This is a genomic window from Trinickia camelliae (assembly GCF_053525655.1).
Map to the genome: position 1 here is coordinate 33,929 of NZ_JBCHAA010000003.1, position 12,651 is coordinate 46,579.

The window sequence follows — 12,651 nt, forward strand, 5'->3', positions numbered from 1 at the left end:
CGCGCCGCGGCGCTCAGGCCGCGGGATCTCGCGGCGGCGCACCCAGTTGCGCAACGCGCTCGCGCCAGATCCCCTCGAACGCCGCTTCGAGATTGCGCGCATAGCGTGCGGCGTCGCACAGCGGCGAGGCGAGCAGCGTCGCGCGCAAGGAGCCGCGCAGCGCGGCGAGGCGCTCGGGGTCGCGTGCGAACGCGATGGCTTTCGCGACGTAGTCGTCGTTGTCGGCCGCGATCCACTCCTCGAGTCCGGCCGAGTGCAGCAGGCTCGTGCAGATGTTCGCGAGAAACCGGTCGCCGCGGCGGCACAGAACGGGCACGCCCATCCAGAGTCCTTCGACGCTCGTCGTCCCGCCCGGATAAGGGAACGGGCTCAGCGCGATGTCGACGCGGTTGTACGCTTCGAAGTATTCATGGCGCGGCGAGCGGCCCTCGAGAATCAGCCGTTCGGCGCCGATGCCCACGGCGGCGAAGCGCCTGAGCGTCTCGTTGCGCGTGGCGGCGTCGTCGAGCTGCTTGGCCTTCAGGAAAAGACGCGAGCCGGGCACCGCGTGGAGGATGCGCGCCCACACGGCGACCACCGTGTCGTTCATCTTCATCAGGTGGTTGAAGCAGCCGAACGTCACGTGCCCCCGCGCGGCAAGCGGCGGCGTCCCGACCGCCACGTTCTCTTCAGGCGGCGTGAAGCAGAGATAGCTGTCGGGCAGTCGCCAGAGCCGCTCGGAAAACTGGCTCTCGCTGGCGGCCGGCAGCACGTGCGCGTCGCCGATCACGTAGTCCATCGCGGGCAGCCCGGTGCTCGCGAAGTAGCCGAGCCAGCTCGCCTGCACCGGCGCCGGCCGCCATGCGAACAGCGGCAGGCGGTTGTGGTTCATGTGGCCGGACAGGTCGACGAGAATGTCGATCCGGTCGTCGCGAATCCGGCGGGCGGCCGCCTCGTCGGTGAGCGATGCGAGATTCGTCCACGCCGCGAAGCGCGGCTTGATGCGCGCGGTCAGCTCGTCTTCGATCCGCTGCGTCGGATACGCGACGAGCTCGATCCGTATCGTGTCGACATGCGCGAGGATGCTCTCGATAAAAATCCCGGTCGGATGGACCTTGAAATCGCCGGAAACGAGGCCTACGCGCAACGGCCCGTCACGCCGGCTTGCCAGCGGCACATGCCACCCCGACCACGGTCGCGCCTGGGCCGTCGCCACGCGGCCGAAGTCGAGCGCCTGCGCCAGGTAGTCGGACGGCGCGAGACTCTCGCGGTAGCTGAGGATGAACAGCAGATTGCTGCGCGTCGTGAGCAGGTCCGGCCGCAGCGCGATCGCCTTTCGGTAGGCGTCGATCGCGGCGTCGAGGTCGCCGAGATCGACCAGCACATTGGCCAGGTTGTTGTACGCCTCGGCATGATCGGGCTTCAGCGCGATGACGGTCTTGAGGCTCTGCACGGCCGCGTCGTACTGGCCGCACTCGCGCAGCATGTTGCCGAGGTTGTTGTGGGCGTGTATGTAGTCGGGCTTGAGCGCGATGGCGCAACGAAAGCACTCGGCAGCCGCCGCGTGCTTGCTGAGCGCGGCAAACGCATTGCCGAGGTTGCCGTAAAAGATCTCGCTCTCGCGATGGCCGAGCGCGCGCATGATGAGCTCGGTCGACGCCGCGTAGTTGCCTTCGAGATAGGCGACGAGCCCGAGCAGATGCAGCGCGTCGGGATGATTCGGCTGGACGGCGAGAATTTGCTTGTAGACGGCCGCCGCCTCGGCGAGGCGCCCGGCTTGCTGATGCGCGAGGCCGACTTCGATCGGCTGGGGAAGCCGGCCCGCCGCCGGCATCGGATTACTCGCCATATTTGCGCAGATAACGCTCGTAGGCCGCGCGCCACGACGGCGAGCCGAACGCACCGCCGCTTTCGTGGACGACGCTGATCGGCCAAGTGCCCATCGTCAGGCCCTTCAGCTCGGCCTGGCGACAGAAGTCCAGGTCGTAGAAATGGAAGTCGAACTGCTCGTCGAAGCGCAGGCCGCTTTCGATGAGCCGCTCGCTGTCGGCCACGAGCATGAGGCCGTCGAGCAGCTTGCACGCTTGGCCCGATGGGCCGAAGCGCGAAACGACGTCACACGGAAAGCCCTTGCCGTGCCCGACGACGCCGCTCAGGAACTCGCGGCGGTCCCATTGCATCTCGGGCGTGAACGCCCAGGACGGCTGGCGCGGCACGCGGCGCGTGTTGCCGGCGAGGCCCACGACGTCGAAGTGCTTGACGGCTTCGTCGATCCGATCGGCCCAGAAGAAGTCGCAGATCGAGATGTCGTCATGGATGAAGACGAGAATCGCAGGGTTCTCCCGGGCGTGCTCGATCGCGCGGTTGTAGATCGTCGACAGGCCTTTGCTGTTGTTGTCGAACAGCACCAACTGCTGCGGCGGCTGGTGATCGTACAGCTTCAGCGAGCGGCCGAGCGCGGATTGCGCGGCGAAGGTCGCGTCGGAATGCCGGGTGCCACATACGAGTCGGATCGGCTTCATCGGTGGGGATAGGAAATCAATTCGGGCTGATACAGCGCGTTCACGCCGCATCTGACAAGAGACCGCAGCATAGCCTTGCCGTACGTTCTTCAATCTCAGGAACAGCACGTCGTTTCCCGTTCAATTTCAGAACTGCGCCGCGCCACTGGCGCCCTGGCCGGCGAGAGGCCGGCTTTCGCCGACTCGAACATCGGGAATTGAGCCTGAAACCACACCTTGTTCGATCGATACAACCTGGCGCGCCACCGTCAAACTCTCGCTATCCTGCGGTTTCTCACGCGCGGCGCTTGCCGCGCATGAGAGGCACTCAATCACCGGAGCCAATCCCTTGCTTGAACTTTCGAAGCCATCGTCCGGCGGACGGTCGGTCGAAATTCGCCAGATCTACTACTCCGACGAAACGCGCCTTCAACTCGATCCGGGCTTCATCCCGCTCGACAATTGCGGAGAGCGGCCCGACTGGCGCGAATACTGGCCCATCCGCAAGTTCCTGCTCGGGCATGCGCTCGACGAAAACACGCTCTACGGCTTCTTCTCACCGAAGTTCGGCCAAAAGACCACGCTCCGCTCGAGCGCCGTCAACGCATTCATCGCAAGCGTGCAAAGCGATGCCGACGTCATCTCGTTCTCGCCGTTCTTCGACCAGAGCGCCGTATATCTGAACACGTTCGAGCAGGCAGCGACGAATCAGCCCGGCATTTGGCCAGTCTTCGAGCAAAGCGTCGCGCTCATCGCGCCGGGCATCGATCCGCACGCGGCGCCAATGGATTCGCGCCACAGCATCTTTTGCAATTACTTTGTGGCCACACCGGCGTTTTGGCGCCGTTGGCTCGAAATGTGCGAAACGCTCTTTGCGATCGCGGAAACCGGCAACAGCGCGCTCAGCGGCCAACTGAACGCGCCGGCCGTCTATGGAAGCGGCTTCGCTCCGTCGAAAGTGTTCATCATCGAGCGCGTCGTGTCGCTGCTCCTCGCCGCAGAGCGCCATTGGCGCGTGAAGCAATATGACCCGATTCAGCTGCCGATGTCGGGGTCGATGGTCAGTCCGTACCCTGTCGATCTGTCGGTGCTCGACGCATTGAAGACTGCAGCGATCGAAACGGGCCGCGCAAGTTACTTGCAGATATTCCTGCAAATTCGCGAGACGCTCATTCAGACCGCGCGCAGAGCGCGCAACGCGGCGGCGGCGCAAACGCCGCGAACGTGAGGAATAGCGGAGAAACTCCGGTCTTTTTGGCCGATTGAAGCTTCACGGGCGACGCTAAGCTCTCGAACATTGCAAAGTGCCGTGCGGCAAAGGTGCGCCGCAAGCATCCGGACACCGGCACCGAAAATAAGGATTTGCCGCCATGGCTTTGGTCAGCATTCTGATTCCCGCGTATAAGGCGAAGTATCTCCGGCAGGCGATCATCAGCGCCTTGGGCCAGACGTTGCAGGACATCGAAATCCTCATCGGAGACGACACGCCCAATGCCGCTCTCGCGCCGCTCGTCGAGCGGTTCGACGATCCGCGCATCCGCTATTTCCATCACGGCTTCCAGAAGGGCACGCTGAATTTCCAGGCGCTGTGGCGCCGGGCGAGCGGCAAGTACGTCAAGTGGCTGTGCGACGACGACGTCCTGATGCCTGCCTCGGCCGAGGTGCTATCGGCAGCGCTGGCCGCCAACCCCGCTTCGTTGCTTGCGTTTCACGACCGCGTGATCATCGACAGCAACGACAAGGTCGTCGAGACGCCGATGCCGCTTTTGCAGCCGGGTCAAACGGCACTCGTCGATCGCACGTATCTCGTGCAGGCCCTGGTCGCAGACCTGAACAACTTCGTCGGCGAGCCGAGCAACGTGATGCTCGATCGGGAACGCGTCGATGTCGAGCGAATCGTCGATTACCGCGGCCTGCAGCTCGACTTTCTCGGCAGCGACGTAGCCATGTTCCTGAACATTGCCGAGCGCGCCCCGCTCGTGGCGGTGGGCGGCTATCTGAGCGCGTTTCGCAAGCACGACACGCAGGCCTCGGGGCTGATGAGCTCGAACTTCAGTGCGGGCCTCTACGAATGGGAGCTGATCGTGCGCTCCGAGGCCGCCGCTGGCAACCTGCACGGCGCTCGCCTCGAAAACGCGAAGCTGCGCCTGCAAAGGTTTTACGGCGTTTTCGCCAACGCGCTGCCCGAGATAGCGCGCCTCGGCACAAACCTGGAGGAACTGACGACGCGAGCGCCCGCCGAACTGCTGACTTCGGAACGGTTCCAGGCCGACTTTGCCTTCGCACGCGCGAGCGTCGCATCGCGCATCGCGCAGCGCAAGCAGCAAGCCGCACAAGCACAAGCACACGCCGCAACCTCCGCCTGAAACGGATACCTCCCGCATGGAATACCCGAAATCCGACTACAAGGAATATCCGAAGACTCTGCCGCCCGACGACCTCTGGGGGCAAGTGCGCCGGACGGTCTACGGCAAGCCCATCTCCGACGACCAGATCCGTTTGATCGTCGATTCGATGCGCGCGGGCCTCGCCCTCGACGGCAGCGAGCACTTGCTGGAGCTCGGCTGCGGTAACGGCGCGCTCTCGCATTTCCTGTTCGACGGCTGCGCCGAATACCTCGGCGTGGACTTTTCCGAGTACCTGATCTCCGTGGCGCAGCGCGAATTTCAGCGCCCGGGGTTTTCGTTCATCGTCGACAATGTCTGTTCATACTTGCGCAGCGAGCCCGAGCCGGCACGCTTCACCAAGGCTGTTTGCTTTGCAGTGCTGTCGTATCTGAACGACGACGAGGCGGGTGAGGTGCTAAGCGAGCTCGCGACCCGCTTCACGAGTATCACGACGGTCTTTCTCGGCAACCTCCCCGACCGCGACCGCGCGCATCTTTTCTTCCCCGCGGATAAGGACTTTCGCGCCGAACTCGACGATCCGGCCTCCCAGATCGGCAAGTGGCGCTCGCCGGCGCAGCTCGAAGCGCTGGCTGCGAAAAGCGGATGGCTCACGCACGTCTCGTTCATGCCCGAGTCGTTCTATCAAGCCCATTACCGCTACAACGCAGTGCTCAAACGGGCACCCTGACGTATTCAACGAATCGGGAGCGACGTTTCCCATGTTTAGCAAGACACAGCCAACCGACCTCGCCGTGTTCGGCGGGCAGCCGGTATTCGATACGATCCGGTCGATCTCGAACCTCGTGCAGCCCGATGTCGAACGCTTTCTCGACTACTCGAAAGTCTTTCACGAGGCGCGCCAGTACACCGATCACGGCGCCGTGGAACGCGAGCTCGAAGCGCGGCTCGCGAAGTTTCACGACGTCGCGCACTGTGTCTCGTTCGCGGGCGGCTTCTGGGGCCTTGTGCTGTCGATGAAGTGTCTCGCGCTGCCGGGCAAGACCGAAGTCGTGATGCCGTCGCTGACGTACCGGCGCCTTGCCGACATCGTCGCGTGGGCCGGGCTCGTGCCGCACTATTGCGAAGTCGATCCGCTCACGCTTTCGATCACGGCCGAAACGGCCGCGCCATGCATCAACGAGAACACGGCGCTGATCCTCGGCGTGCATCCGATCGTGAACTGCTGCGATGTCGAAGGGCTCGAGGCGCTGTCGGCGCAAACGGGCATTCCGCTCGTGTTCGATGCGGTGGAATCGGTCTATGAGTCATACCGCGGACGCAAGGTCGGCTCGTGCGGCCGCGCCGAATGCTTCTCGATGCAATCGAGCAAGCTCTTCAATGCATTCGAAGGCGGCTATGTCACGACGAACGACGCCGAGCTCGCCGCGCGCCTGCGCGACATGCGCCACTTCGGTCTCAAGGATGACGACACACTCGACGCGATCGGCATCGACGCCAAGCAAAACGAGATTCACGCCGCGATGGCGCTTGCGGCAATCGACGATGTCGACGATCAGGTGCTGCGCAATCGCAACCGCTACTACGCCTACAAGCGGCTGATCCCGACGGTGCCCGACATGCGGCTTGTCACGTTCGACGAAACCGAGCGCTGCGGCTTCAAAAACATCGTCGTCGAACTGCTGGACGGCTGGCCGGTAAAGCGCGAACGCGTGCTCGCGATTCTGCATTCCGAGCACATGCTGTCGCGCCCGTATTACTTCCCTGCGCTGCACCAGAAGCGCACCGAGTACCCGACCGTTGCCGGCGACCTGAGCGCGACCGAGCGTCTCGCAGAACGCTTCCTGATGCTTCCGTGCGGCCATTTCGTCGACGAGGCCGACATCGAATCGATCGTCGCGCTGCTGCGCTTCATTCACTCGCACGCCGATGCGATCAACGAGCGTTTCCCGACATGAACACACACACTCTCGCGTCGCCCGGCCTTGCCCTGTTCGGCGCCGAACCGGCGCTGCCGCGGCCCGTCAGCGTCGGCCAGCACAACTTTCCGAGCTGGGAGCGCTATGAAGCGGCGTTTCGCGACATCTTCGCGCGCCAGTACTACACGAATCACGGCCCGCTCGCGCAGCGGCTCGAAGCGCGGCTCGCCGAGCGGCTCAACGTGCGGCACGCGATGTGCGTGACGAATGCGACGATCGCCCTTGCGCTGGCCGCGCAAGCCCTTGGCGTCAAAGGCAAGGTCGTCGTGCCCGCGTTCAGCTTTGTCAACACGGCGCAATCGCTAGCCTGGGCCGGCGCCGAACCTGCTTTCTGCGATGTATCGATCGAGACCGGACACCTGACACCCGAGACGGTCGAGCCGCATCTGCGCGACGGCGTGAGCGGCATCCTCGGCGTGAATCTCTGGGGCGGCGCGGCCGACGTGCAAGGCTTGCAGCAGCTCGCCGAACGCCGCGGCGTCTCGCTCTACTTCGATTCCGCACACGCGTTTGCATGCGAGATCGGCGGCAAGCCGATCGGCGGGTTCGGCCGTCTCGAAGTCATTTCGTTCCATTCGAGCCAGATCCTGAGCGCAACCGAAGGCGCCGTCATCTGCACCGATGACGACGATCTCGCCGCGCACGTGCGCAACATCCGCAGCAACTACGGCATGGGGCGGCCGGTGCCCGTCGGCAAGACAGGCAACGGCCGGCTCTCCGAGGCGCAGGCGGCGATCGCGCTGATGAACCTCGACGACCTGCCCGCGTTCATCGCACGCAACCGCCGGCTATTCGACGCGTACCGCACGCAGCTTGCCGGCATTCCGGGGCTGCGCGTCATGACGCCTGCGGGCGTGAGCGCGAGCAATCACCAGAATCTGGTCTGCCTGATAGAGGCGCAGACGTTCGGACTCTCCCGCGACGCGCTGATCGGGATTCTCGCTGCCGAGAACATCGAAGCGCTCGGAGCGCGCGGCCTCGGCGCGCAGCGCCGCGCAGCGGCGGCTGGCGGCACTGCGCTACCGAACACTGACCTCTTGTGCGAATCGGTCCTGCAACTCCCGCTTGGCGCGCAAGTCGATACCGTTGTCGTCGAGCAGATCTCGGAGCGCATCCGCTTCGTCCAGCGCCATGCGGCCGAGATTGCCGGGAAGCTCGGAGCGTAATGTGAAGCTGGGCATCATGCAGCCGTATTTTTTCCCGTATCTCGGGCATTTCGCATTGATCGCCCATACCGACGCCTGGGTGGTGTTCGACATCACCCAATACACGCCGAAGACGTGGATGAACCGCAACCGCGTCCTGCACCCGAAGGAGGGGTGGAATTACATCGGCGTGCCTCTCGTGAATTCGACGATCTCGATCAAGACGAGCGAAGCGCGGCTCTCGAACCTGGCCGACGCGCGCCGCAGCGTGCTCGGCAAGCTCACGCACTACCGCAAAGCCCCTTACTACCGAGCCGTCGAAGCGTTGGTGCAGGAGGCGATGAGCGGAGACGACACTTCGCTCGTCAATCTGAACGTGCGCGGCTTGCGCGCGGTTTGCGAGTACCTGGGACTTGCCTTCGACTATCGGATCTGCTCCGAACTCGACCTGCCGCTGCCCGAGAAGCTGCCGCCCGGCGGCTGGGCGCCGGCCATCAGCTCGATGCTTGGCGCAACGGGCTACGTGAACCCGGCAGGCGGACGCGAATTGTTCGATCCCGCCGACTTCGCCTCGCGCGGCGTCGAGTTGCAATTCCTCTCTTTCGAGCACCCCGTCTATGACGTCGGCGCCTACCGGTTCGAAGCGGGCCTGTCGATTCTCGACGTCCTGATGTGGAACGCGCCGCACACGGTCGTCGACATGTTGCGCACGGGCACGACGCTGGTTTCTCCGGAAAGCTGAAGCGCCAGCCGCACGCCTCAGCGCGCGGCGATTGCCTCGCGCAGCGCGGCGACAACCCGCTCGATCGCTTCGTCACCGTAGCGTTGATCGCACGGCAGCGCGAGACATTCCGTCGACAGACGGTACTCGAGATCCTCCGGCGTGCCGCTCGCGCCACGAATGTTCGGCCAATATCTGGCGACGAAAATGCGCTTGGCGGCGAGCGCCGCATGCAGATCCGAGCGGTGATTCCAGAATGGATAGCAAAGCGGCGCCTGCGCAGGTGCGGCCGGCACGGGCAACGCGTTATCGTCGCCGAGCAGGCTGTGATAGCGCGCGTAGTTGCGATTGCGCCGTTCAATCGCCGAGGGATAGTCGATGTGCGCCAGCAGATGGCGCGTCAGCGGCGACATCCGCTTCGGCCGCTGGCCGCGCAGTGTGGCGCGTGCGGCGCGAATGCCCTCATACCCCGCCTCCGGCCCGCGATCGATGCGCACGAGAAGCGGCTCGAAGCGCGCGATCGACTCCGTATCCTGCTCCTCGGGCTCAGGTACGTCGTATTCGGTGATCAGATAGCCGCCGTCTGGAATGCCGAAGAACTTGCGCGGCGAATAGAGCGTCGCGAGGCAATCGCGCGGCGGCGAAAAGAGCGCCTGCGAGTTGTCGACGACAACGCGCCCGCGCCCAAAACGCTCGAACACCCGATCGAGTTTCGCGTCGCAAACGCCGAAGTAATTGACCCAAACTAGCCACTCGTTTTCGCCGAGCGTGAAGTCGTCCGCGATATCGAGTTGCGCATCGATGCGGTAATGCTGAACAGGCACGCCTGCCATCGCAGGCGGCTCGAGCATCGTTTCGCAGTTGTACCAGGGCATCCAGACACGCCGCGGCCGGCCCGCGCCGAGCAGCGCCAGAAAGGCCGCTCGCGCCGATTGAAAGCGCCGCGCGGCGGGATACAGCTCGCCACGGCCAGGCGGCAATTCCAGCTCGAAATAGCCGCCGATCGCCTCTTGCATCATCGATTGGCCTTCGAGCACGACAGCACGACATCGATGATGCGCTGCTGGTCGTGTGCTTCGAGCGCCGGGAAAATCGGCAGGCACAGCACCTGCCGCGAAATTTCCGTCGCGACGGGCAGGTTCGCCGGCACCGCCGACGGCAAGCCGCGATAGGTCGGGAACTCGCTGATGAGCGGGAAGAAATAGCGGCGGGCGGCGATGTCGTTGGCGCGCAGCGCTTGATAGAGCGCGTCCCGGTCGACCGGGAATTCCGGTGTGACGAGCACGGGGAAATAGGCGTAATTGCGGCTGCAATGCGCGGGCACGTCGTGCATGACAAGACCGCGCACGCCGGCGAACGCGTCGCGGTAGCGCGCATCGATGCGCTCGCGCCCGGCGCTCACGCGGTCCATGTGCTCAAGCTGAAGCAGTCCGAACGCCGCTTGCACCTCGTTCATCTTGCCGTTGATGCCGGGCGCCGCCACCGTCGTTTCGTCGACGAAGCCGAAGTTCTTGAGGTTGTCGATGCGGCGCTTGGTTTTCGCGTCGCGGCAGATGATCGCGCCGCCTTCGAAGGTGTTGAAGACCTTCGTCCCGTGAAAGCTCAGCACCGACATGTCGCCGTAATCGAGCACCGAGCGCTCGCGCACGCGCACGCCGAACGCGTGCGCCGCGTCGTAGATCACGCGCAGGCCGTAGGTATCGGCAATCGCATCGATGCGCTCGACGTCGCAAGGATTCGCGTAGACGTGAACGGGCAGGATCGCCGTCGTCTGCGGCGTGATCGCCGCTTCGATCTTGCTCGCGTCGAGATTCATGCTGACAGGATCGATGTCGACGAAGACGGGCTTGATCCCGTTCCAGTGCAGCGCGTGCGTCGTCGCGACGAAGCTGAACGGCGTCGTGATGACCTCGCCCGCGATCTTCAGCGCCTGCAAGGCGGTGATCAGCGCGAGCGTGCCGTTGGAGAACAGAGACAGATGCTCGACGCCGAGATAGTCGCAAAGCGCCGCTTCGAGCCGCTGGTGAAACACGCCGTTGTTGGTCACCCACTTGCGCCGCCAGATTTCCTCCAGATACGGCTGAAATTCGGCCAGCGGCGGCAGGTACGGCTGCGTGACGGGGACGAAACCTTGCTTCGGGTCGAGTATGTGCTCCGAGCGCGTATTGGTCGCGCGCGGGGCAGTGGCGGGCGCATCGTGCGCGGGCGTTGCGGGCCTGTCGTCGCTCGTGGCGGAGATGGGTTGCGGCTCGGCGTTGGTCAGCATGGCGCCCCCGTTAGTTCGCGAACGCCGGTGCGGCGCCCTTCGCGAACAGGAAGAACGGCTCCCGCCCGTTGCAGCCGTAGGTGTCCGGATCGATCTCGCCGAGAACCGTCGTATGCGGATACAAGTCGCCCTTGAACCCCGCGTTGCGGAAGTGGTCGACGAGGTCGGCGCCGAACATGCGGACGTGGTCGTTTTGCCCGAAGTAGTTCGTCGCGAAGGCTTCGTCGACGGGCTTGGTCAATTCGAACGTATTGCGCAGCACAGGCGAGTAGGGCGTCTGCGCGACCAAGTGACCGCCGGGCGCAAGGCACCGGTTGAACTCGGCGAGCGCCGCAGCCGGGTTGTCCACGTGCTCCAGCACGTGGTTGCAGATGATCAGGTCGAAGTAGCCGTCGGGGAAGTCGAGCTTTTCGACGTTGATTTCGCGGTGATGCGCGAGGCGCGGCGAGAGATCGCCAACGACGTATTCGCGCGGCTGGAGCCTGCGGATGCGCGGCTCGAGCCCGGCTTCCGGCGCGACGTGGAGAATGCGCTTCGCGCCCGCGTCTTCGAGAATCCGCGAAAAGGCAAGATAGAGCCACAGATGGCGCTCGCGGTCGTTGCAGCCGCACTTCGGGCACGAGTGGTTCTGGAGCGTCGAACCCACCGTTTCGATTTGCCGCATGAAGGTCCTGCCGGGGTTGCCGTTCTCAGGGTGCGGCAGCCAGCCGGATACGGGCTGCTCGCAGACCACGCAGAACTTTTGCTGCGGCGCCTGCGGCCCTCTACTGCTCACACCGACGCGCGCGGCAACGGCCGCGCGGGCATTCGCGAGATCGGCTTGAAAGCGCTCTGACGTGTAGAGCTCACGTGCAGGCCGGCGATCGAATTCGTCGAGGTTGGCGAGCAGCGGGGCGATTTCCGGCAGCGTCGCGGACCAGTTGCCGTAGAGCCGGCGCAGCGCGCGCTGCGCATTCCGGAGGAGGTCTCCCGTGAGATTGCCGGCCGCGGCTTCGCCGCGCACGATCAGTTCCCACTCGTAGAGCCCCGCACTGAAGTTCGCGCTGCCGGTTTCCGGCGCCTGGGCCGAATGCCGGCGGGACGCGCTCAGATAGCCGCCCACTGCGAGCAGCGGCGCCTTTTCGGCACAGTTCAGATAGACCGCCACGTCGCCGGCGAAGTCGAGCACCGACGAGCGGTAATTCCAGACGGCCGAAATGTCGACCCGGTCGCGCACGAGCATGATGTTGCTCGGTTCGCCGATGAAGTTGTTCAGCCCGGCGACCATGTGCTCGATCAGGAATGGACGATCGATGAGCGCGGTATTGCCCGGCGCGAGCAGCGGGCCCGGCGTGGCGACGACGTTGTCCGTCTCGTCGACGATCACGCGCTCGTGGAACGCCAGGACCACCTCCGGGTTGGCGCGCAGCTCGCCGACGAGCGTCTGAACCGAGGTCGGCATCAGCATGTCGTCGCCGGACAGGAACTTCACGTACTGGCCGCGCGCGAGCTCCCACAATGCTTGCGAATTGCGCGTGCCGTTTTGAAAACCGTGGTGGAAGTAGCGGATGCGGGGATCGTCGAACCTGCTGACGACTTCCTGCAGCGTGGCATCGGGAGTGCCGTCGCCGACGAGGATTTCGATGTCCTCGAAAGTCTGGCGTTGCGCGCTGAGGATCGCCCGGCCGAGGTATTCGGCCTTGCAGGCGGGGATCAGAATGCTGACAGTGGGCATT

General features: G+C 64.5%; 11 protein-coding genes. 6 read left to right on the forward strand and 5 right to left on the reverse strand.

Annotated features, from left to right (window positions below; all coding sequences use genetic code 11):
* Positions 1-13: 13 nt before the first annotated feature.
* Positions 14-1,828 (reverse strand): O-linked N-acetylglucosamine transferase, SPINDLY family protein, encoded by a 1,815-nt coding sequence (locus tag AAHK20_RS06450; RefSeq protein WP_449180627.1) that lies wholly within the window; start codon positions 1,826-1,828, stop codon positions 14-16.
* Entirely contained in the window at positions 1,818-2,501 is a 684-nt protein-coding gene (locus AAHK20_RS06455) for a hypothetical protein (RefSeq protein ID WP_449180628.1), read from the reverse strand. Before AAHK20_RS06455 ends, AAHK20_RS06450 begins: the two co-directional genes overlap by 11 nt.
* Positions 2,502-2,829: 328 nt before the next feature.
* Between AAHK20_RS06455 and AAHK20_RS06460 the strand changes: the two genes are divergently transcribed.
* The 6 genes from AAHK20_RS06460 (at position 2,830) to AAHK20_RS06485 (ending at position 8,691) form a co-directional block, all read left to right on the forward strand.
* Positions 2,830-3,708: a hypothetical protein gene (locus tag AAHK20_RS06460; RefSeq protein WP_449180629.1), complete on the forward strand. Its 879-nt coding sequence runs from the start codon at positions 2,830-2,832 to the stop codon at positions 3,706-3,708.
* Positions 3,709-3,850: 142 nt separating this feature from the next.
* Positions 3,851-4,846 carry a glycosyltransferase family 2 protein gene (locus AAHK20_RS06465; protein ID WP_449180630.1) on the forward strand — a complete coding sequence of 332 codons (996 nt, stop codon included), beginning with the start codon at positions 3,851-3,853 and terminating at the stop codon, positions 4,844-4,846.
* A 16-nt stretch (positions 4,847-4,862) separates the two neighbouring features.
* Positions 4,863-5,555: a class I SAM-dependent methyltransferase gene (locus AAHK20_RS06470; RefSeq protein ID WP_449180631.1), complete on the forward strand. Its 693-nt coding sequence runs from the start codon at positions 4,863-4,865 to the stop codon at positions 5,553-5,555.
* Between the two features lie 31 nt (positions 5,556-5,586).
* Positions 5,587-6,783: an aminotransferase class I/II-fold pyridoxal phosphate-dependent enzyme gene (locus AAHK20_RS06475; RefSeq protein WP_449180632.1), complete on the forward strand. Its 1,197-nt coding sequence runs from the start codon at positions 5,587-5,589 to the stop codon at positions 6,781-6,783.
* The gene (locus AAHK20_RS06480) at positions 6,780-7,970 is read left to right on the forward strand and encodes an aminotransferase class I/II-fold pyridoxal phosphate-dependent enzyme (RefSeq protein WP_449180633.1); all 1,191 of its coding nucleotides are present in this window, start codon (positions 6,780-6,782) and stop codon (positions 7,968-7,970) included. Before AAHK20_RS06475 ends, AAHK20_RS06480 begins: the two co-directional genes overlap by 4 nt.
* Position 7,971: 1 nt before the next feature.
* On the forward strand, positions 7,972-8,691 hold the full coding sequence (locus tag AAHK20_RS06485) for a WbqC family protein (protein ID WP_449180634.1): 720 nt from the start codon (positions 7,972-7,974) through the stop codon (positions 8,689-8,691).
* Positions 8,692-8,708: 17 nt separating this feature from the next.
* Here the strand turns inward: AAHK20_RS06485 and AAHK20_RS06490 are convergent, their stop codons facing one another.
* The 3 genes from AAHK20_RS06490 to AAHK20_RS06500 are packed head-to-tail and all read right to left on the reverse strand — an operon-like array spanning position 8,709 to position 12,650.
* Positions 8,709-9,707, reverse strand: coding sequence for an aspartate aminotransferase family protein (locus AAHK20_RS06490; RefSeq protein ID WP_449180635.1), 999 nt, complete (start codon positions 9,705-9,707; stop codon positions 8,709-8,711).
* On the reverse strand, positions 9,686-10,936 hold the full coding sequence (locus AAHK20_RS06495; protein ID WP_449180636.1) for a DegT/DnrJ/EryC1/StrS family aminotransferase: 1,251 nt from the start codon (positions 10,934-10,936) through the stop codon (positions 9,686-9,688). The genes AAHK20_RS06490 and AAHK20_RS06495 overlap by 22 nt, the downstream gene beginning before the upstream one ends.
* A gap of 10 nt (positions 10,937-10,946) precedes the next feature.
* Entirely contained in the window at positions 10,947-12,650 is a 1,704-nt protein-coding gene (locus AAHK20_RS06500) for a methyltransferase domain-containing protein (protein ID WP_449180637.1), read from the reverse strand.
* Position 12,651 lies beyond the last annotated feature (1 nt).

What these genes read in the sequence shown, in the direction of transcription:
- AAHK20_RS06450 (WP_449180627.1), bottom strand. Translation starts at nt 1,828, where the DNA reads ATGGCGAGTAATCCGATGCCGGCGGCGGGCCGGCTTCCCCAGCCGATC.
- AAHK20_RS06455 (WP_449180628.1), bottom strand. Translation starts at nt 2,501, where the DNA reads ATGAAGCCGATCCGACTCGTATGTGGCACCCGGCATTCCGACGCGACC.
- AAHK20_RS06465 (WP_449180630.1), top strand. Translation starts at nt 3,851, where the DNA reads ATGGCTTTGGTCAGCATTCTGATTCCCGCGTATAAGGCGAAGTATCTC.
- AAHK20_RS06470 (WP_449180631.1), top strand. Translation starts at nt 4,863, where the DNA reads ATGGAATACCCGAAATCCGACTACAAGGAATATCCGAAGACTCTGCCG.
- AAHK20_RS06475 (WP_449180632.1), top strand. Translation starts at nt 5,587, where the DNA reads ATGTTTAGCAAGACACAGCCAACCGACCTCGCCGTGTTCGGCGGGCAG.
- AAHK20_RS06480 (WP_449180633.1), top strand. Translation starts at nt 6,780, where the DNA reads ATGAACACACACACTCTCGCGTCGCCCGGCCTTGCCCTGTTCGGCGCC.
- AAHK20_RS06495 (WP_449180636.1), bottom strand. Translation starts at nt 10,936, where the DNA reads ATGCTGACCAACGCCGAGCCGCAACCCATCTCCGCCACGAGCGACGAC.
- AAHK20_RS06500 (WP_449180637.1), bottom strand. Translation starts at nt 12,650, where the DNA reads ATGCCCACTGTCAGCATTCTGATCCCCGCCTGCAAGGCCGAATACCTC.